Annotated in this window: 20 protein-coding genes; 13 read left to right on the top strand and 7 right to left on the bottom strand. The window is 55.6% G+C overall.

Annotation, left to right across the window (positions count from 1 at the left end):
- Positions 1–223 precede the first annotated feature (223 nt).
- Positions 224–1321 (top strand): murein transglycosylase A, encoded by a 1098-nt coding sequence (gene mltA, locus IPZ49_RS00385; RefSeq protein ID WP_022649225.1) that lies wholly within the window; start codon positions 224–226, stop codon positions 1319–1321.
- A gap of 75 nt (positions 1322–1396) precedes the next feature.
- Entirely contained in the window at positions 1397–2203 is an 807-nt protein-coding gene (gene tcdA / locus IPZ49_RS00380) for a tRNA cyclic N6-threonylcarbamoyladenosine(37) synthase TcdA (RefSeq protein WP_006811804.1), read from the top strand.
- On the opposite strand, the gene csdE is transcribed toward tcdA, so the two are convergent.
- Both csdE and csdA read right to left on the bottom strand, forming a co-directional pair.
- Positions 2194–2640 carry a cysteine desulfurase sulfur acceptor subunit CsdE gene (csdE, locus tag IPZ49_RS00375; protein ID WP_063146479.1) on the bottom strand — a complete coding sequence of 149 codons (447 nt, stop codon included), beginning with the start codon at positions 2638–2640 and terminating at the stop codon, positions 2194–2196. The genes tcdA and csdE overlap by 10 nt on opposite strands.
- Positions 2640–3845, bottom strand: a complete 1206-nt coding sequence (gene csdA, locus IPZ49_RS00370) for a cysteine desulfurase CsdA (RefSeq protein WP_063146478.1) — start codon at positions 3843–3845, stop codon at positions 2640–2642. The genes csdE and csdA overlap by 1 nt, the downstream gene beginning before the upstream one ends.
- Before the next feature lie 192 nt (positions 3846–4037).
- Between csdA and IPZ49_RS00365 the strand changes: the two genes are divergently transcribed.
- From IPZ49_RS00365 to rlmM, 4 genes are all read left to right on the top strand, one after another.
- Complete coding sequence (locus IPZ49_RS00365) at positions 4038–4265, top strand: YgdI/YgdR family lipoprotein (RefSeq protein WP_015571738.1); 228 nt, start codon at positions 4038–4040, stop codon at positions 4263–4265.
- 350 nt (positions 4266–4615) lie between these two features.
- Entirely contained in the window at positions 4616–5533 is a 918-nt protein-coding gene (gene gcvA, locus IPZ49_RS00360; RefSeq protein ID WP_022649222.1) for a glycine cleavage system transcriptional regulator GcvA, read from the top strand.
- A gap of 39 nt (positions 5534–5572) precedes the next feature.
- Positions 5573–5968, top strand: coding sequence for a DUF423 domain-containing protein (locus tag IPZ49_RS00355; protein ID WP_003862756.1), 396 nt, complete (start codon positions 5573–5575; stop codon positions 5966–5968).
- Positions 5961–7061, top strand: coding sequence for a 23S rRNA (cytidine(2498)-2'-O)-methyltransferase RlmM (gene rlmM / locus IPZ49_RS00350; protein WP_022649221.1), 1101 nt, complete (start codon positions 5961–5963; stop codon positions 7059–7061). Before IPZ49_RS00355 ends, rlmM begins: the two co-directional genes overlap by 8 nt.
- Before the next feature lie 57 nt (positions 7062–7118).
- Here the strand turns inward: rlmM and xni are convergent, their stop codons facing one another.
- The 5 genes from xni to queF all read right to left on the bottom strand — a co-directional run bounded on the left by xni (position 7119) and on the right by queF (position 13534).
- Positions 7119–7874, bottom strand: a complete 756-nt coding sequence (xni, locus tag IPZ49_RS00345; RefSeq protein ID WP_045308735.1) for a flap endonuclease Xni — start codon at positions 7872–7874, stop codon at positions 7119–7121.
- Positions 7875–7986: 112 nt separating this feature from the next.
- Positions 7987–9354 (bottom strand): L-serine ammonia-lyase, encoded by a 1368-nt coding sequence (locus IPZ49_RS00340; protein WP_022649219.1) that lies wholly within the window; start codon positions 9352–9354, stop codon positions 7987–7989.
- Between the two features lie 62 nt (positions 9355–9416).
- A complete protein-coding gene (locus IPZ49_RS00335) occupies positions 9417–10706 on the bottom strand; it encodes an HAAAP family serine/threonine permease (protein ID WP_022649218.1) in 1290 nt (429 codons plus the stop codon).
- A 504-nt stretch (positions 10707–11210) separates the two neighbouring features.
- A complete protein-coding gene (gene ppnN, locus IPZ49_RS00330; RefSeq protein WP_023298502.1) occupies positions 11211–12575 on the bottom strand; it encodes a nucleotide 5'-monophosphate nucleosidase PpnN in 1365 nt (454 codons plus the stop codon).
- A 116-nt stretch (positions 12576–12691) separates the two neighbouring features.
- Positions 12692–13534, bottom strand: a complete 843-nt coding sequence (gene queF / locus IPZ49_RS00325; RefSeq protein ID WP_023298501.1) for an NADPH-dependent 7-cyano-7-deazaguanine reductase QueF — start codon at positions 13532–13534, stop codon at positions 12692–12694.
- Between the two features lie 69 nt (positions 13535–13603).
- On the opposite strand from queF, the gene syd reads away from it, so the two are divergent.
- From syd to gudD, 7 genes are all read left to right on the top strand, one after another.
- A complete protein-coding gene (gene syd, locus IPZ49_RS00320; RefSeq protein ID WP_022649215.1) occupies positions 13604–14149 on the top strand; it encodes a SecY-interacting protein in 546 nt (181 codons plus the stop codon).
- A gap of 632 nt (positions 14150–14781) precedes the next feature.
- Positions 14782–15111: a YqcC family protein gene (locus IPZ49_RS00315; RefSeq protein ID WP_022649214.1), complete on the top strand. Its 330-nt coding sequence runs from the start codon at positions 14782–14784 to the stop codon at positions 15109–15111.
- Positions 15108–15893, top strand: coding sequence for a tRNA pseudouridine(65) synthase TruC (truC, locus tag IPZ49_RS00310; protein ID WP_023298500.1), 786 nt, complete (start codon positions 15108–15110; stop codon positions 15891–15893). The genes IPZ49_RS00315 and truC overlap by 4 nt, the downstream gene beginning before the upstream one ends.
- A gap of 15 nt (positions 15894–15908) precedes the next feature.
- Positions 15909–16358, top strand: a complete 450-nt coding sequence (locus tag IPZ49_RS00305) for a flavodoxin (RefSeq protein WP_022649212.1) — start codon at positions 15909–15911, stop codon at positions 16356–16358.
- 308 nt (positions 16359–16666) lie between these two features.
- On the top strand, positions 16667–18022 hold the full coding sequence (gene gudP / locus IPZ49_RS00300) for a galactarate/glucarate/glycerate transporter GudP (protein WP_003862734.1): 1356 nt from the start codon (positions 16667–16669) through the stop codon (positions 18020–18022).
- Complete coding sequence (locus IPZ49_RS00295; protein ID WP_063146507.1) at positions 18022–19362, top strand: enolase C-terminal domain-like protein; 1341 nt, start codon at positions 18022–18024, stop codon at positions 19360–19362. Before gudP ends, IPZ49_RS00295 begins: the two co-directional genes overlap by 1 nt.
- A gap of 14 nt (positions 19363–19376) precedes the next feature.
- A complete protein-coding gene (gene gudD, locus IPZ49_RS00290) occupies positions 19377–20714 on the top strand; it encodes a glucarate dehydratase (RefSeq protein ID WP_023298497.1) in 1338 nt (445 codons plus the stop codon).
- Positions 20715–20791 lie beyond the last annotated feature (77 nt).

The raw sequence follows: 20791 nt of genomic DNA, 5'->3' as shown, positions 1-20791 counted from the left end.
CTGCTCCACCCCGCGTCCGTGGAAGCGCACTATACTCGGATAGGTTTGTGATGCAACCCCTTTTTCGCATAATTCATTATTTTGTATGCAAAATGAACGGGAATAGCCACTTTGGACTATTTTTTGTCCAGAATTTGCCAAAGGGAAGGCGATCGCATTTCATTACCACGGTGGGTTTGTTATCTTCATCACGCGGAATTGGGCAACTAAAAGACGAGATATAATGAAAGGACGTTGGGTGAAGTATCTGATGACAGGCGCAATGGTAGCGATTCTTGCGGCCTGCTCTTCCAAACCGACCGATCGCGGTCAACAGTATAAAGACGGGAAGTTATCCCAGCCTTTCTCTTTAGTTAACCAGCCAGATGCCGTGGGTGCTCCAATCAATGCCGGGGATTTCTCCGAGCAGGTGTACCAGATCCGCAAAGCGTCGCCGCGCCTGTATGGCTCACAGAACAACGTTTATAGTGCAGTGCAGGACTGGCTGCGTGCTGGCGGTGATACGCGCAATATGCGCCAGTTTGGTATTGACGCGTGGCAGATGGAAGGGGCGGATAACTACGGTAACGTTCAGTTTACCGGCTACTACACCCCGGTTGTCCAGGCACGACACACGCGTCAGGGCGAATTCCAGTATCCGATTTACCGCATGCCGCCAAAACGCGGTCGTCTCCCGTCACGCGCTGAAATCTATGCCGGTGCGCTTAGCGAAAATTACGTGCTGGCCTACAGCAACTCGCTGATGGATAACTTCATCATGGACGTGCAGGGCAGCGGCTATATTGATTTTGGCGACGGCTCGCCGCTGAACTTCTTTAGCTATGCCGGGAAAAACGGCCATGCCTATCGCAGCATCGGTAAGGTGCTCATCGACCGTGGTGAAGTGAAACGAGAAGATATGTCGATGCAGGCGATCCGCGAGTGGGGCGAAAAACACAGCGAAGCGGAAGTGCGTGAGCTGCTTGAGCAGAATCCATCGTTTGTCTTCTTCAAACCGCAGAACTTTGCGCCGGTGAAAGGGGCGAGCGCCGTCCCGCTGATTGGCCGCGCTTCTGTGGCATCGGATCGTTCGATTATCCCAGCGGGTACCACGCTGCTGGCGGAAGTCCCTCTCCTCGACAACAACGGCAAATTCAACGGCAAGTATGAATTACGCCTGATGGTGGCGCTGGACGTGGGCGGGGCGATTAAAGGTCAGCACTTCGATATTTACCAGGGCATCGGCCCGGATGCCGGCCACCGTGCAGGCTGGTATAACCACTACGGGCGCGTGTGGGTGCTGAAGACAGCGCCGGGTACCGGGAACGTATTTAGCGGCTGAGTGTGGTATTCTGAGCGCAAGACGGATTACGGTTCAGGGTGAGGAATACCTCACCCTTTTTACATCTGAGGTTTTATGTCTGTGGTAATCAGCGATGCCTGGCGCCAGCGTTTCGGCGGCACGGCACGGTTATACGGTGAAAAAGCCCTGCAACTGTTCGCGGATGCGCATGTCTGCGTGGTGGGCATTGGTGGCGTGGGTTCGTGGGCGGCAGAAGCGCTGGCGAGAACCGGCATTGGCGCAATTACGTTGATTGATATGGATGACGTCTGCGTCACTAACACTAACCGTCAGATCCACGCCCTGCGTGATAACGTCGGTCTGGCGAAGTCCGAGGTGATGGCGGAGCGTATTCGTCTCATCAACCCGGAGTGCCGCGTAACGGTGATTGACGACTTTGTGACGGCAGATAACGTCGCGGAGTACATGAGCAAAGGCTACAGCTATGTGATTGACGCCATCGACAGCGTGCGGCCAAAAGCGGCGCTGATCGCTTACTGTCGTCGTTACAAGGTGCCGCTGGTGACAACGGGCGGCGCGGGTGGACAAATTGATCCGACGCAGATCCAGGTGGCAGATCTGGCGAAAACCATTCAGGATCCACTGGCTGCTAAGCTGCGCGAGCGCTTAAAAAGCGACTTCAACGTGGTGAAGAACAGTAAAGGCAAGCTGGGCGTGGACTGTGTGTTCTCGACAGAAGCGCTGGTTTATCCGCAGGCGGATGGTTCGGTCTGTGCAATGAAAAGCACAGCGGAAGGGCCAAAGCGGATGGATTGTGCCTCAGGGTTTGGAGCGGCCACCATGGTGACCGCCTCCTTCGGCTTTGTGGCGGTCTCTCACGCCCTGAAGAAGATGATGGCGAAGGCGGAACGTCAGGCCTGAGCCTGACGGGCGGCATCCAGCACCGCGTCGTTTAGCGCAATCAGTCCCTGACCGCGCGAGGCGCTAAGCTGCGTGCGAAGTCCCAGCTCATCAAACAGCGCCAGCGGAGAATGCGCCAGCAGCTCTGCGGCGCTTTTCCCTTCGATTGCGGTCAACAGCACCGCCAGCAGACCGCGAACAATGCGTCCCTCGCTGTCGCCGAAGAAATGCAGTTTCTCACCGGATATGCTAAACCCAAGCCAGACGCGGTTCTCGCAGCCAGCTATCTCCTTCGCCTGCGATTTCAGTTCGTCTGACAGCGTGGGCAACTGTTTGCCCAGCAGGATCAGCTGACGGTATTTATCCTCCCACTGCGTGAGCGGGGCGAAGGTCTGTTTTAACGTCTCTTCAGTGATAACGGTGCCGAACGGATGCCCGGCTAAGGCTGAACTTGTCATTAATCCACCAGTAATTCCAGGGCGCGGTCGACGGCGGAAACCAGCGCGTCGACGTCACTTTTTGTGTTGTACGGTGCAAACGAGGCGCGCAGGGTACCGCTCACCCCCATGGCCGCCAGCAGCGGCTGGGCGCAGTGCTGTCCTGCGCGCAGGGCAATGCCGTATCCGGCAAGCAGCGTCACCATGTCGCTATGGTGTACGCCCGCAAAATCAAAGGCGAGCAGGCTGGAGTCCTGGACGCGGAACGAGCGAAACCCGGGGCGTTTCTTAAGCTCTTCTTCTGCCAGCGTCGCCAGGCCCCGGCTCCAGCTTTCAGCCTGAGCCACGTCCGTATCTGCGAGAAATTCGAGCGCTGCGCTCAGACCGATAACCCCTGCCACGTTCGGCGTACCGGCTTCCAGGCGGTAAGGCACATCCTGCGTTTTGAAACCGTCGAAGGTGACTTCGGTAATCATCTTGCCGCCGCCGAGCCACGGCGTCATCCGGGCCAGCAGTTCAGGTTTGCCGTACAGCGCGCCGATACCGGTTGGCCCGTACAATTTATGCCCTGAGAAGGCATAGAAGTCGATATCCAGCGCCTGAACGTTAGCCGGAAAATGCACCACACCCTGCGCACCGTCGACCATTACTACCACGCCGCTGGCATGGGCAATCTCAATGGCGCGCGCCAGATCCGGACAGCCGCCGGTGACGTTGGACTTCTGCCCCAGCGCCAGAATACGGCTGCGCGGCGTAATCAGCTCAGGCAGACGCGCCACGTCAGGCAGGAAGTCTGTACCCAACGGGAGTTTTACAACCCGTGCCCCGGTTTGTTCGGCCACCATCAGCCAGGGCACCAGGTTGGCGTGGTGTTCCGCCTCGCTGACGATGATCTCATCCCCGGGCTGCAACAGCGGACGCGCGTAACATTGCGCCACCATGTTAATGGCCTCGGTAGTGCCCCGCGTCCAGACGATGTTCTTACCGCTGTCAGCATTGATCAGGCGCGCGACCTGATCCCGTGCGGCTTCGTATTGCGCCGTTAAGCGCTGCGCGTCGGCATACTGGCTGCGGTGCACGTTCCCGGCGCTCAGGCTGTAAAACTGGCGGGTTGCCTCAATCACCGCTTGCGGCTTAAGGGCCGTGGCGGCGCTATCAAGATAAATGCCGGCATCGGCCAGCGCAGGAAACTGTGCGCGAAACTGCGCAGGACTGAAAGCGTTCATGGAATTCCTCATATCAATTCTACGATCGTCGCGCAAATTCATCGGCAGGGCAAGGAAGTTGATATCTATCAGATTTGTCTGCTTATCCTGGCGAGTCTGAAAAAGCAGGTTATGCTAAATAGTGTTAGGCGGATGTTTTAGCCTGTTATAAATCGAGGTTTGAATAGCATTAATTGCTAAAGGAGAATAATCATGAAAAAGACAGCTGCAATCATTTCTGCTTGTGCGTTGACCTTTGCCCTGAGCGCATGTTCTGGTAATAACTACGTAATGCATACCAACGATGGTCGTTCTATCGTCTCTGAAGGGAAACCGACAACCGATAATGATACCGGGATGATTTCATACAAAGATGCTAACGGGAACAAACAGCAGATCAATCGCAGTGACGTGAAAGAGATGAAGGAAATCGAGCATTAACAGTTAGATAAGCGAAAAAAAAGCACCGCAAGTTGGCGGTGCTACATTAATCACTATGGACAGACAGGGTAAATGTACAGGAAGTGAAAAATTGGTAGCGTTGCTACCGTGGTCTGAATCGCAGACCAATTGCAAACACAACAACACAACATCACAACCGTAAGCCAAAAGCCCTTCAGAACACGCATTCCAAAAAAAGCTTTTCGTTCCGGCTCAGGAAGTGCCGCCACTATAGGTATTTGCTGGTAGTTCCTCAACGGACAAATTATAATGGCTCAGATAAAAAAAACTAATAGGTTAAACGTTGTTTCCTATATGTTAAATCTCGTTAACATCTAAGCCAGATAACCATGTCCAAGCGATTGCCACCCCTAAATGCATTACGTGTTTTTGATGCAGCAGCACGCCACCTCAGCTTCACCCGCGCAGCCGATGAGCTTTTTGTGACACAGGCCGCAGTAAGTCATCAAATCAAGTCTCTGGAGGATTTTCTGGGGCTTAAGCTGTTCCGTCGCCGCAACCGTTCGTTGCTGTTGACCGAAGAAGGGCAGAGCTATTTTCAGGATATTAAAGAGATTTTCTCCCAGCTGACGGAAGCCACCCGTAAGCTTCAGGCACGGAGCGCAAAAGGCGCCCTGACTGTGAGTTTATTGCCCAGTTTTGCCATTCAGTGGCTGGTGCCGCGACTCTCAAGCTTTAACTCAACTTATCCGGGAATCGATGTCCGAATCCAGGCGGTGGACCGTCAGGAAGACAAGCTTGCAGACGATGTGGATGTGGCGATTTTTTACGGTCGTGGTAACTGGCCGGGCTTGCGTGTTGAAAAATTATACGCAGAATATCTGCTGCCGGTCTGTTCACCACTGCTGCTGACGGGGGAGAAAGCGCTCAAAACGCCCGCCGATCTGGCGCAACACACGCTTTTGCACGATGCGTCGCGTCGCGACTGGCAAACTTATACCCGCCAGTTAGGTCTTAATCATATAAACGTGCAGCAGGGGCCCATTTTTAGCCACAGCGCGATGGTGTTACAGGCTGCCATTCACGGGCAGGGCGTGGCATTAGCGAATAACGTCATGGCGCAGTCCGAAATTGAGGCAGGCCGTCTGGTTTGCCCATTTAACGATGTACTGGTCAGCAAGAATGCATTTTATCTGGTTTGTCATGACAGTCAGGCAGAACTGGGTAAAATAGCCGCTTTCCGGCAGTGGATACTGGCGAAAGCGGCAAGCGAGCAAGAAAAATTCCGCTTCAGGTATGAACAATAACGTTTGTGTGCCGGGCACGCATTAATTCAGGACTTAAACATGACCAGCCGATTCATGCTGATTTTCGCCGCGGTGAGTGGCTTTATTTTTGTAGCTCTGGGCGCGTTTGGCGCGCATGTCTTAAGCAAGTCTTTGGGCGTTGTGGAGATGGGCTGGATCCAGACCGGCCTTGAATATCAGGCGTTCCACACGCTGGCAATTTTTGGGCTGGCGGTGGCGATGCAGCGCCGTATCAGCATTTGGTTTTACTGGAGCAGCGTCTTTCTGGCGCTGGGTACCGTACTGTTCAGCGGCAGTCTCTACTGTCTGGCGCTGTCGCATTTACGCCTGTGGGCGTTTGTTACACCTGTCGGCGGCGTCAGCTTCCTGGCGGGTTGGGTTTTAATGTTTATCGGAGCTATCCGTCTGAAACGCAAGGGCGTTGTTCATGAATAAGGTTGTTTTATATTGTCGCCCGGGGTTTGAGAAAGAGTGCGCCGCGGAAATCACCGATAAAGCGGCGAAGCGTGAAGTCTTCGGATTCGCTCGCGTCAAAGAGAACGCGGGCTATGTGGTATTTGAATGCTATCAGCCTGATGATGCCGACAAGCTGGCGCGCGAACTGCCGTTCAGCTCGCTGATTTTCGCCCGTCAGATGTTTGTCGCGGGCGAATTACTGAAAGATCTTCCGCCGGAAGATCGCATCACGCCGATTGTTGGCCTGTTGCAGGGCGTGGTGGAGAAGGGCGGCGATTTGCGCGTGGAAGTGGCTGACACCAATGAAAGCAAAGAGCTGATGAAGTTCTGCCGTAAGTTTACCGTGCCGCTCCGCGCGGCACTGCGTGATGCGGGTGTGCTGACAAACTACGAAACGCCAAAGCGTCCAGTCGTGCATATCTTCTTTATTGCGCCAGGATGTTGCTACACCGGCTACTCGTATACCACCAATAACTCGCCGTTCTTTATGGGGATCCCGCGTCTGCGCTTCCCGTCAGACGCGCCGAGCCGTTCAACCCTGAAGCTGGAAGAGGCGTTCCACGTCTTTATCCCGGCGGACGAGTGGGACGAACGTCTGGCAAACGGCATGTATGCCGTCGATCTTGGCGCGTGCCCGGGCGGCTGGACCTATCAGCTGGTGAAACGCAACATGTGGGTTTCGTCTGTGGATAACGGCCCGATGGCGCAAAGCCTGATGGACACCGGGCAGGTCACCTGGCTGCGTGAAGATGGTTTCCGCTACCGTCCTACCCGTAACAACATCTCCTGGATGGTGTGCGACATGGTAGAAAAACCGGCGAAAGTCGCAGCGCTGATGGCCTCCTGGCTGGTGAACGGCTGGTGTCGTGAGACGATTTTCAACCTCAAGCTGCCGATGAAAAAGCGTTACGAAGAGGTGTCGCAGAACCTGGCTTATATTCAGCAGCAACTGGACGAACACGGGATTAACGCGGAAATCCAGGCGCGTCAGCTGTATCACGACCGTGAAGAAGTGACGGTGCATATCCGTCGCTGGTGGGCGGCCGTGGGTGGGCGTCGCGACGAGCGATAACGTTTGTAACGCCCGGTGGCGCTGCGCTTACCGGGCCTACAAAATCGTGTAGTTGTTTTAACGTTCTAACCTTAACTGCTGTAAATTCCCGTCCAGCTGTAAATCCGTCTGTAGCGTTGCGATTTCCCGGCAGATAAACGCCATCTCTTTATTCGCCTCCAGCTTCTTGCGCCATTTTTCCGGCACTTCCTCAAGCCTTGCGTAAATCCCTTCCAGATTCTGAAACTCCGTCAGCAGCTGTGCGGCACTTTTGGGTCCAATACCGGCGACACCCGGCACTCTGGAGCTGCTGATCCCCGCCAGCCCCCAGTAATCCGGCAATTGCTCAGGCGATACGCCAAACTCGCTGGCAATAAATGGCGCGTCCAGCCAGCGTTTCTGGAAGTAGTCCCGGATGCGGATCGTAGGAGAGAGCAGCTGGCAGTAGCCTTTGTCGGTTGAAACGATAGTCGCCTGATGCCCGGCGCTCGCGACTTTAACCGCCAGCGTTGCGGCTAAATCGTCAGCCTCATTACCGTGTGCGCCCCAGCACGGAACGCCGCGCTGTTCAAAGGCCGCGCGTATAACGGGCATTTCGGCGTGCAGATCGTCCGGCATCGGCGCACGCCCGGCTTTGTAGTCCGGCAGGCGCTGGTGCCGCCAGCCGGTATTGCGTGCTTCATCGTCGAATACGGCAACAGCGTGGGTGGGTTCGCTATGGCGAATGAGCTGCTCCAGCGCGTGTAAACAGGTGTCCTTGCAGGGGGTGCCCTGTACCGCGTGAATACGGCGAATCAGGTTAAGTGCATCGACGATAAGCAAATGAACGGCCACAGATAATCTCCCTTCTGTCTAATGGGGGAAGGGTAACACTGAGCGCAGCATGAAACTATGAATGGTGGGGAAAACAGGAAGAAGCCTCGCAAAACGAGGCTTCCTGAGAGGCTTAATCGCAGGTAACGATCTTCATCGCCAGGCCACCGCGGGAGGTTTCGCGGTATTTGGCGTTCATATCTTTACCGGTTTCGTACATGGTTTCGATAACCTTGTCGAGACACACGCGCGGTTCGCTGGTGCGGCGCAGCGCCATACGGGCCGCGTTCACCGCTTTCACAGAGGCGATGGCGTTACGCTCGATGCATGGCACCTGGACCTGTCCGCCGACCGGATCGCAGGTCAGCCCCAGGTTATGTTCCATGCCGATTTCCGCCGCAATACAAACCTGCGCAGGACTTGCGCCCAGCAATTCGGCCAGACCCGCCGCCGCCATAGAGCAGGCTACGCCCACTTCACCCTGACAGCCCACTTCCGCGCCGGAAATCGAGGCGTTCATCTTGTACAGTGAGCCAATCGCACTGGCGACCAGCATATACCGCGCGAGTGAGTTTGCATTCACTTCACGGATAAACTTGTCGTAATACGCCAGGACCGCCGGAACAATGCCGCACGCCCCGTTGGTTGGCGCGGTGACGACGCGGCCACCCGCGGCGTTCTCTTCGTTCACCGCCAGCGCGAACATGTTGATCCAGTCGACAACGGCCATCGGGTCGGTGGTGGTTTTGTCGGTGCTGACCAGCATGCGGCGCAGCGCAGCCGCACGACGTGGAACACGCAGTTTCCCCGGCAGCACGCCTTCGGTGGTGATCCCGCGCTCAATGCCGCTGCGCATCACTTCCCAGACGTTTGCGAAGTGCTGTTCCAGCTCCTCTTTGCTGTGCAGGGCCAGCTCGTTTTTCATCATCAGGCCGGAGAGAGATAGGCCTGTCTCCTGGCAGTGACGCTGTAAATCGGCCGCGTTTTTGTACGGGTACGGCACCTCAACGGCGGAGCCGTTGGTTTGACCAAAATGGTCTTCGTCGACGATAAACCCGCCGCCGATGGAGTAATACGTCTGGCTGTAAACCGCTTTATCGCCGACCAGCGCGGTAATGCGCATGCCGTTTTCGTGCAGCGACAGGTTATCCGCATGGAAATTCATGCAGTGGTCAACCGGGAATTCAACCTCATGCTCGCCGTTGGCCAGCAGCAAACGACCGTGGGTGTTCACGTCCTGGATAAAGCCAGGAATGGAGTCAATATCAACGGTATCCGGCAGGTTACCCGCCAGCCCCATGATAATGGCAATATCGGTATGGTGGCCTTTACCGGTCAGGGAAAGGGAACCGTATACATCGACAACCACGCGGGTGATGTCGTGCAAAATGCCGCGTGCAATCAAGTCATCCGTGAATTGTTTACCGGCTTTCATTGGTCCGACGGTGTGAGAGCTGGAAGGACCAATACCGATTTTGAAGATATCGAATACGCTAATCATGATGCGTCCATTGCTTCAGTCAGAGGGGAGGAGTGCGCCATCCGAAGACGGCGCAGGAGGTATTAGCTGAACAGCGAGTAGAAAATAGCGGAGATGGCAATCAGACCCATCACAACAACGAACACGTTGCTGATATGGCCGCTGTATTTACGCATCGCTGGCACTTTCTGAATCGCGTACATCGGCATCAGGAACAGAATCATCGCGATAATCGGGCCGCCCAGGGTTTCAATCATGCCCAGAATGCTTGGGTTCAGGGTGGCTACCGCCCAGGTGGTCACCAGCATGAACAGCGCGGTGATTTTGTTCAGACGGTTGATTTCAATGCTCTTGCCTTTACCGCGCAGAGATTTAATCACCATACCGTTGAAGCCTTCACGTGCGCCCAGGTAGTGGCCCAGGAAGGATTTGGTGATGGCGATAATCGCGATGATCGGTGCCATCCACGCAATCAGCGGTGCGTTAAAGTGGTTTGCCAGGTAGGACAGAATAGAGATGTTCTGCTCTTTCGCCGCCGCCAGATCCGCCGGGGAAAGGCTCAGCACGCAGCTGAACACGAAGAACATAACTGTCAGTACCATCATGATGTGCGCGCGAGCCAGGATGCTGGAGCACTTCTTCTCTGCACCATTGCCGTACTCTTCACGCTTCGCCACCGCGAAGGAGGAGATGATTGGCGAGTGGTTGAAGGAGAACACCATTACCGGGATCGCCAGCCACAGGGTCAGTAGCAGGCCGTTACCGGTTGCGGATGCGCTGCTCAGAGACAGAGTTTCCAGCGCAGCGCCGTTCCACTGTGGGATCAGGTACAGCGCCAGCACCATCAGGGCTGCAACAAACGGGAATACCAGCACGCTCATCGCTTTGACAATCATCTGCTCGCCAAAGCGCACGATGGTCATCATACCGACGATCAGGATCAGGGACAGGATCGCACGCGGCGGCGGGGTCATCTGCAGCTGGTGCATCATGAAGCTTTCAACGGTGTTGGTGATAGCAACGCTATACACCAGCAGAATCGGGTAAATCGCGAAGAAGTAGAGCAGGGTAATCAGCTTACCTGCGCCGACGCCGAAGTGTTCTTCAACGACTTCAGTAATGTCTTCGCCCGGGTTTTTACCGGACAGCACGAAGCGGGTCAGGCCGCGGTGTGCAAAGAAGGTCATCGGAAAGGCGATGATGGCCATGATGATCAGCGGGATCAGACCGCCGACACCTGCGTTGATAGGAAGGAACAGTACACCAGCGCCGATTGCCGTGCCGTACAGGCCAAGCATCCACATGGTATCCGTTTTGCGCCAACCGCTTCGGGATTCAATCGAAGCAACGGTGCTGGTTTGAGTGGTTTCCATCTGTATCTCCTGGAGGAAGCAAATTGTCAGGTTTTTAGTCAAATCCGATGAAAAAGTGCCTGACGGTAATATGAAATTCGTTCAGTGACGGTTTTTTAATAATTTTTGCCCGTAACTATTGGCGGGCGGAAAGATACATTCTCGTTATGAATCTATCAGTGATCGCGATCCCAAATGCAATAATCCACTTATGATGTGGGCATATTTAGACCATTTATCTGTTAAAAAAACATCAAAGAGGATTTACGGGCGCGAAGGCTACCATTAACGACATGTTTTCGAAAAGGCTGACCCGCGAGATAGGTGTCTTTCGCTGTAAAGAAATAGGATTTTAGGATTTTCTGGCAGGTAATTTCGATTAAGGCTGATTATTTACGGTTTCAAAAACGAGGTAATCGTTTGCGCAGGCGCCAGATTTGTTAATAACATTGAAGATCGCTATGAATTACATCACTAATAAAAAAGCCGGATGACAATCCGGCTTGAGAGGAGGGAAAGGACGCTTTATTTGATGATTTCGTAACAGGGAATATAGGCAGAACCCGGAAGTTTCATGCGATGCTGAGCCACAAAGCCCTGCAGCATGTCATCCATGCGGCGCATCATCTCCGGGTCACCGTGGATTTTATACGGCCCGAACTCCTCAATCGCGCGGATCCCCACCTCCTTCACGTTCCCCGCCACGATGCCAGAGAAGGCGCGACGCAGGTCAGCTGCCAGTACTTCCACCGGCTGATCCGGATAGAGTTTGAGGTTCGCCATGTTCTCATGCGACGGCTCGAAGGGGATCTGGAGATCCGGTGCGATACGGATGGACCAGTTAAAGCTGTAGGCATCCCCGGTATCACGACGGTTCTCTTTCACCAGCGGCATCGCTTTTTTCATCTGACGGGCCACTTCTGCGGCATCGTCAATAATAATGCGGTAGTGACGGCGCGCGTCTTCCCCCAGCGTATGCACGATAAACTCGTCCAGCACGCGGAAGTAGTCGGCGCTCTCTTTCGGGCCGGTCAGGATCAGCGGCAGAACCTGATTTTTGTTGGCCGGGTTCATCAGGATCCCGAGCAGATAAAGCAGTTCTTCCGCCGTACCTACGCCGCCCGGGAAGATGATAATACCGTGCGCGATACGGACAAACGCCTCAAGACGTTTTTCGATATCCGGCATAATAATCAGTTCGTTAACCAGCGGGTTAGGCGGCTCAGCGGCGATGATCGACGGCTCGGTCATGCCGATAAAACGGCCTTCTTTATAGCGTTGCTGCGCGTGTCCTACTGCCGCGCCTTTCATCGGCGCTTCCATCGCGCCAGGACCGCAGCCGGTACAGATGTTCAGCTCGCGCAGGCCGAGCTGATTACCCACGCGGCGGGCGTACAGGTATTCGGTTTCGTTAATGGAGTGACCACCCCAGCAGACGACCATGTTCGGCGCTTCGCCAACGTGCAGGGCGCGGGCGTTACGCAGAATGGAGAAAACCAGGTTGGTGATATGAACGGAGCTTTCCAGATCGAGATGCTGGAAACGACCGGCGTTGCTGATCTGTCCGTTAACAAACAGGATGTCGCGCAGCACGGCAAAAAGGTTGGCCTGAAGTGAGCGAATAATACGCCCATCGACAAACGCCTCTTCCGGCGGGTTGATCACTTCCAGCTTCACCCCGCGCTCGCGGCGCAGCACATTGATATCAAAACTTTCGAAGCGGGACAGCAGCTCTTTACTGTTGTCGGTCAGGCTTCCGGAGTTCAGTACAGCAAGTGAACAGTTACGAAACAGTTGATACAGGTCGCTACTGGCGGTGCGTTTAAGCATGTCCACTTCCAGTTGCGACAACATATCCATAGAGCCAAGCGGGCTAATATGTGTAATCAAGTGAGCTCCTTATGGGACGATTATCGTCTTTCCCTGTTGATTACAATAGCCCTGGCTTATGACGTTTCACAACACTTCGGGCGGAATACCGCCCGCATATTGTGAAAATATTTATCTTACTGGCGCACCAGCCGTCCGGTGGCAGGCACAAAATCGGTATTGGTGCGCCATGGGTTAATGTCCAGGCCGCCGCGACGGGTATAGCGGGCATAAACGCTCAGCTTTTCGGGCTGGCAGAAACGCTGGATGTCATTGAAGATGCGTTCCACGCACTGCTCGTGGAATTCGTTGTGATGACGGAATGACACCAGGTAACGAAGCAGCTTTTCCCGGTCAATCTGCGGGCCGCGATACTGGATCTGTACCGAGCCCCAGTCCGGCTGATGGGTGATAAGGCAGTTGGATTTCAGCAGATGGCTGACCAGCGTTTCGTCGACCACTTTTCCGCCCGCCGCGTTTTCCAGATAGTCGGTGCTAAATTCGTAGCTCTCCACATCAATGTCCTGATCGTCGATGCAGGTGCCGTGGAAATGGGCGATGGGCTGACCTTCCAGCTCATGCAGACGGTATAACGAGACGGTTACGTTCCCCTGCGCGCACGCGCTTAAATCACGTTCAAGCGTCTGTTGTACCTCGTCCCAGCTGTTAAATTTGGTCTGGTTAAAGCTGTTGAGATAGAGCTTAAAGCTCTTGGATTCGACCAGGTTTACGCTGGCGTAATCCAGCTCGACATGGCCCACGGCCACCTGCGGCAGACCGCGCGCATTCAGCCAGGAGAGTTCGTACAGCGTCCAGATGTCGCCGCCGACGAACGGCAGCGCGTCGGCATGAAGGCCAAGCGGATCGCGGTTCAGGCTGCGCGGCACACCCTGAAGCAGGCTTGCGTCGTAGGTGTCGCGGTAATCGGTCGATTTACCCAGCGTTAAGCCCGTTAACGCCTGATGATTTTCGTAAGACATGTTTCATAGCCACTTTACAGGTACACTTAGGGGCTGAGTTTATCCTGTCTTACAAGAAGAGAGAAATCGGTGGATATCGAAACTGCAAATGCCCTGACGTCCTTCACGACCCGCTATTGCGATGCATGGCATGAAAAGCGGGGGACGTGGCCGCAAAGTACTGACTTATATGGCGTGCCGTCACCGTGCATTATCGCTTCGCAGGATGATTACGTTATCTGGCAACCGAAACCGTTCACGGGCGAGCAGAATGTAAATGCGGTTGAACGCGCAATGGACATTGTGATACAACCTGCGCTTCATGCAATTTATACCACGCAGTTTGCCGGGGATATGACTGCATGTTTTGCAGGACAGCCGCTGACGCTGCTGCAAACCTGGAGCGAAGACGATCTTCAACGCGTTCAGGAAAACCTCATTGGTCACCTGGTCACGCAAAAACGCCTTAAGCTCTCCCCGACTCTCTTTATTGCGACGCTCGACAGTGAACTGGACGTCATTTCAGTCTGCAACCTGTCTGGCGAGGTCATTAAAGAGACGCTCGGCACCCGCAATCGCGACGTTCTCGCGCCTTCTCTTGCGGATTTTCTTACCCGACTTGAGCCGCTTCTGTAATCCATGATGCTACTGGACGTGTGAGAGATCTCTTACACGCACTGTGAGACATCGCCGAAACAATTAGCTTTGTCTTAGGGATTTCAGATTAATATTAACTTCCCTTTCAACAGGTTAGCGATTTCCTGAAACGATTATCCCCGTTTCGCCAGGCTTACCTTGCTCACAGGGTGGGTTGTAAGACGAGGCAGAATAGCGGATTCTATCTGTGTCGACAGGATGCCGACGCGAGAAACGAACATCAGGATGATGGCGTTTCTCACCAGGAACACGTCAGGACGACGCCGCAGGAAGGCTTCAGGATGAAGCAAAGTGGATCACGCAGGATGCGTAAGGGACACCTCCAGGAAGGAGAACGTGAGCCGGTCAGGATGGTCGGTGGGTCAGGATGGCCAGGACGTTTCAGGACGAAACCTACACGTCAGGATGATGTGAGCAGGAAGCAAAAGGTAAAGGGATGACCAGGCCTTCGGGCATCAGGAAAAGTTGTCACGGATGAGCAGGGAGCACGTATTGTAGCTGGAATGCTGCGAAACGAACCGGGAGCACTGTTTTTACAGTGCTCCCTTTTTTTATTTCTGTCTTCCGCAATGCTATGCTTCGCGCCATTCCGTTTTTCAGTTGAGGTTACTATGACGCATCACGATAGCGTTCGTGCGCAGTTGCACGCCATCGAAGCCCTTATGCGCCAGCATCAGCTGTGGCAGGAAAGTGCGCCGCAGCCAGACGCGTTCGCCAGCACCCAGCCGTTTTGTCTGGATACGCTGTCTCCATTTGAATGGCTCCAGTGGGTATTAATTCCGCGCATGCACGCGCTGCTGGAAGGGGGACACGCGTTGCCCCAGGCGTTTGCCGTCTCTCCCTATTACGAAATGGCGCTGGAGGCGACTCACCCGGCGCGCGACGTTATGTTGGTTGAGCTGGAAAAGCTGGATACGCTTTTCGCCGGTGACGATGCATGACGCTTGAGATCCTGTATCAGGATGAGTGGCTGGTGGCGGTGAATAAACCGTCCGGCTGGCTGGTACACCGAAGCTGGCTCGATCGCGATGAGAAAGTGGTTGTTATGCAAACCGTGCGCGACCAAATCGGTCAGCACGTCTTTACTGCCCACCGTCTGGATCGGCCAACTTCTGGCGTTCTGCTGATGGGGCTTTCCAGTGAGGCCGGGCGCCTGCTGTCGCAGCAGTTTGAACAGCACCAGATCCAGAAGCGCTACCACGCCATTGTGCGCGGCTGGCTGACGGATTCCGCCACGCTGGATTATCCGCTGGTGGAGGAACTGGATAAAATCGCCGATAAATTTGCCCGCGAAGATAAAGGTCCGCAGCCTGCGGTGACCGACTATCGCGGTATGGCGACCACAGAACTGCCGGTGGCGACCAGCAAATTTCCCACTACGCGATACAGTCTGGTTGAGCTTTTGCCCAAAACCGGGCGCAAGCACCAGCTTCGCCGCCACCTTGCACATCTGCGCCACCCAATTATCGGCGACAGCAAGCATGGCGATCTGCGGCAGAACCGCAGCGCGGCAGAGCACTTTGGCTGTAACCGACTGATGCTGCACGCCAGCGAGCTAAGCCTGACGCACCCGTTTACCGGCGAACCGCTGACTATTCGCGCGGGGCTGGACGAGGTCTGGATGCAGGCGCTGTCACAGTTTGGCTGGCTGGGACAACTCCCCGAAAATGAAAGGGTTGAGTTTGCCGCAGGCAACGTTCAGGATGAACAGCAAGCGCAATAATTACGGGAGCAAAGCATGGCTGAAGTAGGTATTTTTGTCGGCACGATGTACGGCAACTCGCTGCTGGTTGCGGAGGAAGCAGAAGCAATCCTCGTCAATCAGGGCCATAAAGCAACGGTCTATGAAGACCCGGAGCTGGCGGACTGGGAAAAGTATAAAGATAAATACATTCTGGTGGTGACCTCCACCACCGGGCAGGGCGATCTCCCGGACAGCATCGTCCCGCTTTTCCAGGGCATTAAAGACCAGCTTGGCTATCAGCCAGATGTTCACTATGGCATCATCGCCCTCGGCGATAGCTCTTACGCCAATTTCTGCGGCGGCGGTAAGCAGTTCGACGCGCTGTTGCAGGAACAGCACGCTCAGCGGGTCGGCGAGATGTTACTGATTGATGCTGGCGAGCACCCCGAACCGGAAAGCGAGTCAAATCCCTGGGTTGAACATTGGGCCACGCTCCTGAACTAACCCTGTACTATACGAGCTGTAGGCCGGGTAGGGCGTAGCCGCCACCCGGCAACGAAGCTGCACCATATCCTCAATTCCGTGAAGTATCTTCCACCACTTTGGGCTTATGCCCCAATCCACGTTCCCCACGCCCGTCAATGTTGTGTTTCTGCACGGTGAGAGAACCGGTCACTCCTTCATATACTTTTCCCGTCACTATAAAACGGCTTCGGGCCGTACCAAAACCAAACACAAATCTCTCATTCTGATTACCCTACAGGTGCTGTACAGAATGAACCAGGCGAAAGCTATGTTTCAGGAGTGCAACAATGAGTACATTAAGCCACGCGGCGAGCAGCGCTGAGAAGCGCACCAACGCCCGATACTGGATAGTGGTGATGCTGTTTATCGTCACCTCTTTCAACTACGGCGACCGTGCCACGTTATCCATTGCCGGCTCTGAGATGGCAAAGGACATCGGACTTGATCCGGTGGGTATGGGTTATGTTTTCTCCGCATTTTCATGGGCCTACGTAATCGGCCAAATCCCTGGCGGCTGGCTGCTGGACCGCTTTGGCTCAAAACGGGTCTATTTCTGGTCCATTTTCATCTGGTCGATGTTTACCCTGTTACAGGGCTTCGTGGATATCTTCAGCGGCTTCGGCATTATCATTGCGCTCTTTACCCTCCGCTTCCTGGTGGGTTTAGCGGAAGCGCCATCTTTCCCGGGCAACAGCCGCATTGTGGCCGCCTGGTTCCCGGCGCAGGAGAGGGGAACGGCGGTAGCAATCTTTAACTCGGCGCAATACTTTGCGACGGTTATTTTCGCGCCAATTATGGGCTGGCTGACGCACGAAGTGGGCTGGTCGCACGTCTTCTTCTTCATGGGCGGGCTGGGGATCGTCATCAGCTTTATCTGGCTGAAAGTGATCCACGAACCAAACCAGCACCCGGGCGTGAACAAGAAAGAGCTGGACTACATTGCTGAAGGCGGGGCGCTGATCAACATGGATCAGAAAACCCAGAAAGCAAAAGTTCCGTTCAGCCAGAAATGGGGGCAGATCAAACAGCTCGTCGGCTCACGGATGATGATCGGTATCTATCTCGGCCAGTACTGCATTAACGCCTTAACCTACTTCTTCATCACCTGGTTCCCGGTTTACCTGGTGCAGGCGCGCGGGATGTCGATTCTGAAGGCGGGTTTTGTCGCCTCTGTGCCAGCCATCTGCGGCTTCGTGGGCGGGGTGCTCGGCGGGGTCATCTCCGACTGGCTGATGCGTCGCACCGGTTCGCTGAATATTGCGCGTAAAACGCCAATCGTGCTCGGCATGCTGCTCTCCATGACCATGGTGTTCTGTAACTACGTCAGCGCGGAGTGGATGATTATCGGCTTTATGGCGATGGCCTTCTTCGGTAAAGGCATCGGCGCGCTGGGCTGGGCGGTGATGGCAGATACCGCGCCGAAAGAGATCAGCGGCCTGAGCGGCGGTCTGTTCAACATGTTTGGCAACATTTCCGGCATTGTCACCCCAATCGCTATCGGTTACATCGTCGGCACCACCGGCTCCTTCAATGGTGCGCTGATTTATGTAGGCGTCCATGCGCTGGTGGCGGTACTCAGTTACCTGGTGCTGGTGGGGGACATCAAACGAATCGAACTGAAACCTGTTGGGGAGCGCGGATGATGACAACGCAATCAAGCCCGATCGTGACGGAGATGAAAGTCATCCCGGTGGCGGGTCAGGACAGCATGCTGCTCAACATTGGCGGCGCGCATAACGCCTGGTTCACCCGCAACATCGTGGTGCTGACCGACAGCGCAGGGAATACCGGCGTCGGGGAAGCGCCTGGCGGAGAGGTGATTTACCAGACGCTGGTCGACGCCATCCCGCAGGTGGTTGGGCAGGAGGTCGCCCGCCTGAACAAGGTGGTTCAGCGGGTGCATAAGGGCAACCAGTCGGCTGATTTTGATACCTTCGGCAAAGGCGCCTGGACGTTTGAACTGCGCGTTAACGCGGTGGCGGCGCTGGAGGCGGCTCTCCTTGATTTACTGGGCAAGGCGCTGAATGTGCCGGTCTGCGAACTGCTGGGGCCAGGCAAACAGCGTGATGCAGTAACGGTGCTGGGCTATCTGTTCTACGTTGGCGACCGGACGAAAACCGATCTGCCGTATCTGGAGCGCTCGCCGGGCAGCCACGCGTGGTATCACCTGCGTCATCAGGAAGCGCTCTCTGGCGAGGCGGTGGTACGCCTGGCAGAGGCGGCGCAGGATCGCTACGGCTTTAAAGACTTCAAGCTGAAAGGCGGCGTTCTGCCGGGCGAACAGGAGATTGACAGCGTGCGCGCGTTGAAAAAACGCTTCCCGGAGGCACGCATCACCGTCGATCCGAACGGCGCCTGGCGGCTGGATGAAGCTATCGCGCTGTGCAAAGGACTGGGCGACGTGCTGACCTACGCGGAAGATCCTTGCGGCGCCGAGCAGGGCTTTTCTGGTCGCGAGGTGATGGCCGAATTCCGCCGCGCTACCGGGCTGCCGATTGCGACCAACATGATCGCCACTAACTGGCGCGAAATGGGCCACGCGGTGATGCTGAATGCGGTGGACATACCGCTGGCTGATCCGCACTTCTGGACCCTTTCCGGCGCAGTGCGCGTGGCGCAGCTGTGCGATGACTGGGGGCTCACCTGGGGCTGCCACTCCAATAACCATTTCGACATTTCGCTGGCGATGTTTACCCACGTTGGCGCAGCGGCGCCGGGTAACCCGACCGCCATCGATACGCACTGGATCTGGCAGGAAGGCGAAGCGCGCCTGACCAAAAATCCACTTGAAATCAAAAACGGCACCATTGCCGTACCGGATGCGCCGGGGCTGGGCGTGGAGCTTGACTGGGATCAGATCCACAAGGCGCATGAAGCGTATAAAAAACTGCCGGGCGGTGCGCGCAACGACGCAGGCCCGATGCAGTACCTTATCCCCGGCTGGACATTTGACCGTAAGCGCCCTGTATTTGGACGTCACTGAAAAAGGATCGAACGATGAGCACATTTTCTACCCCTGTAGTCACCTCCATGCAGATCATTCCTGTCGCGGGACATGACAGCATGCTGATGAACCTGAGCGGCGCCCATGCGCCGTTCTTCACCCGTAATATTGTGGTGATCAAGGACAACTCAGGGCATACCGGTGTCGGTGAAATCCCGGGCGGGGAGAAGATCCGTAAAACGCTGGAGGACGCCATTCCGCTGGTGGTAGGTAAAACGCTGGGCGAGTACAAAAATGTGCTGACCAGCGTGCGTACGACCTTTGCCGATCGTGATGCGGGTGGCCGTGGTCTGCAAACGTTTGATCTGCGTACCACTATCCATGTGGTCACGGGCATTGAAGCCGCGATGCTGGATCTGTTAGGCCAGCATCTGGGCGTCAATGTCGCCTCCCTGCTGGGCGACGGCCAGCAGCGCAGCGAAGTGGAAATGCTCGGCTACCTGTTCTTTATCGGCAACCGCAAACTCACCCCGCTGCCGTACCAGAGCCAGCCGGACGAAAAATGCGACTGGTATCGTGTGCGTCACGATGAAGCGATGACCCCGGATGCGGTGGTGCGCCTGGCTGAAGCCGCGTATGAAAAATATGGCTTTAATGACTTCAAGCTGAAAGGCGGCGTACTGGCGGGTGAAGAAGAAGCTGAGGCGATTGCCGCGCTGGCGAAGCGCTTCCCGCAGGCGCGCGTCACGCTGGATCCGAACGGTGCCTGGTCCCTTGATGAGGCGATCAAAATCGGTAAGCAGCTCAAAGGCGTGCTGGCCTACGCGGAAGATCCGTGCGGCGCAGAGCAGGGGTTCTCTGGACGTGAAGTGATGGCGGAGTTCCGTCGCGCCACCGGGCTGCCAACCGCCACCAACATGATCGCGACCGACTGGCGCCAGATGGGGCACACGCTCTCGCTGCAATCGGTGGATATTCCGCTGGCAGACCCGCACTTCTGGACGATGCAGGGCTCGGTTCGCGTGGCGCAGATGTGCCATGAGTTCGGCCTGACCTGGGGCTCGCACTCCAACAACCACTTCGACATCTCGCTGGCGATGTTCACCCACGTAGCGGCTGCTGCGCCGGGCAACATTACCGCTATCGACACCCACTGGATCTGGCAGGAGGGCAATCAGCGCCTGACCAAACAGCCGTTTGAGATCAAGGGGGGGATGGTGCAGGTTCCAGCTACGCCGGGGCTGGGCGTTGAACTGGATATGGATCAGGTCATGAAAGCGCACGAGCTTTACCAGAAACACGGGCTGGGCGCACGTGATGATGCGCTGGCGATGCAGTACCTGATCCCAGAGTGGTCATTCGACAATAAACGTCCGTGCATGGTACGATAAGCCAACTGGGACCGCTCCCATGAGCGGTCCCTTACGTGGTGTATGCTTAACGTAACTAACATGCGTAAGGATGGCTT

It is taken from the genome of Enterobacter cloacae complex sp. S2 (assembly GCF_015159675.1).
In the GTDB taxonomy this organism is placed as follows: domain Bacteria; phylum Pseudomonadota; class Gammaproteobacteria; order Enterobacterales; family Enterobacteriaceae; genus Enterobacter; species Enterobacter intestinihominis.
Note: the sequence above shows the minus strand (reverse complement) of the source record. Positions and strands in the feature narration are given on the sequence as shown.

Bases quoted from the DNA above. Each gene is read 5' to 3' on its own strand.
- mltA (WP_022649225.1), top strand. From the start codon at position 224: ATGAAAGGACGTTGGGTGAAGTATCTGATGACAGGCGCAATGGTAGCG.
- tcdA (WP_006811804.1), top strand. From the start codon at position 1,397: ATGTCTGTGGTAATCAGCGATGCCTGGCGCCAGCGTTTCGGCGGCACG.
- csdE (WP_063146479.1), bottom strand. From the start codon at position 2,640: ATGACAAGTTCAGCCTTAGCCGGGCATCCGTTCGGCACCGTTATCACT.
- csdA (WP_063146478.1), bottom strand. From the start codon at position 3,845: ATGAACGCTTTCAGTCCTGCGCAGTTTCGCGCACAGTTTCCTGCGCTG.
- IPZ49_RS00365 (WP_015571738.1), top strand. From the start codon at position 4,038: ATGAAAAAGACAGCTGCAATCATTTCTGCTTGTGCGTTGACCTTTGCC.
- gcvA (WP_022649222.1), top strand. From the start codon at position 4,616: ATGTCCAAGCGATTGCCACCCCTAAATGCATTACGTGTTTTTGATGCA.
- IPZ49_RS00355 (WP_003862756.1), top strand. From the start codon at position 5,573: ATGACCAGCCGATTCATGCTGATTTTCGCCGCGGTGAGTGGCTTTATT.
- rlmM (WP_022649221.1), top strand. From the start codon at position 5,961: ATGAATAAGGTTGTTTTATATTGTCGCCCGGGGTTTGAGAAAGAGTGC.
- IPZ49_RS00340 (WP_022649219.1), bottom strand. From the start codon at position 9,354: ATGATTAGCGTATTCGATATCTTCAAAATCGGTATTGGTCCTTCCAGC.
- IPZ49_RS00335 (WP_022649218.1), bottom strand. From the start codon at position 10,706: ATGGAAACCACTCAAACCAGCACCGTTGCTTCGATTGAATCCCGAAGC.
- queF (WP_023298501.1), bottom strand. From the start codon at position 13,534: ATGTCTTACGAAAATCATCAGGCGTTAACGGGCTTAACGCTGGGTAAA.
- IPZ49_RS00315 (WP_022649214.1), top strand. From the start codon at position 14,782: ATGACGCATCACGATAGCGTTCGTGCGCAGTTGCACGCCATCGAAGCC.
- truC (WP_023298500.1), top strand. From the start codon at position 15,108: ATGACGCTTGAGATCCTGTATCAGGATGAGTGGCTGGTGGCGGTGAAT.
- IPZ49_RS00305 (WP_022649212.1), top strand. From the start codon at position 15,909: ATGGCTGAAGTAGGTATTTTTGTCGGCACGATGTACGGCAACTCGCTG.
- gudP (WP_003862734.1), top strand. From the start codon at position 16,667: ATGAGTACATTAAGCCACGCGGCGAGCAGCGCTGAGAAGCGCACCAAC.
- IPZ49_RS00295 (WP_063146507.1), top strand. From the start codon at position 18,022: ATGACAACGCAATCAAGCCCGATCGTGACGGAGATGAAAGTCATCCCG.
- gudD (WP_023298497.1), top strand. From the start codon at position 19,377: ATGAGCACATTTTCTACCCCTGTAGTCACCTCCATGCAGATCATTCCT.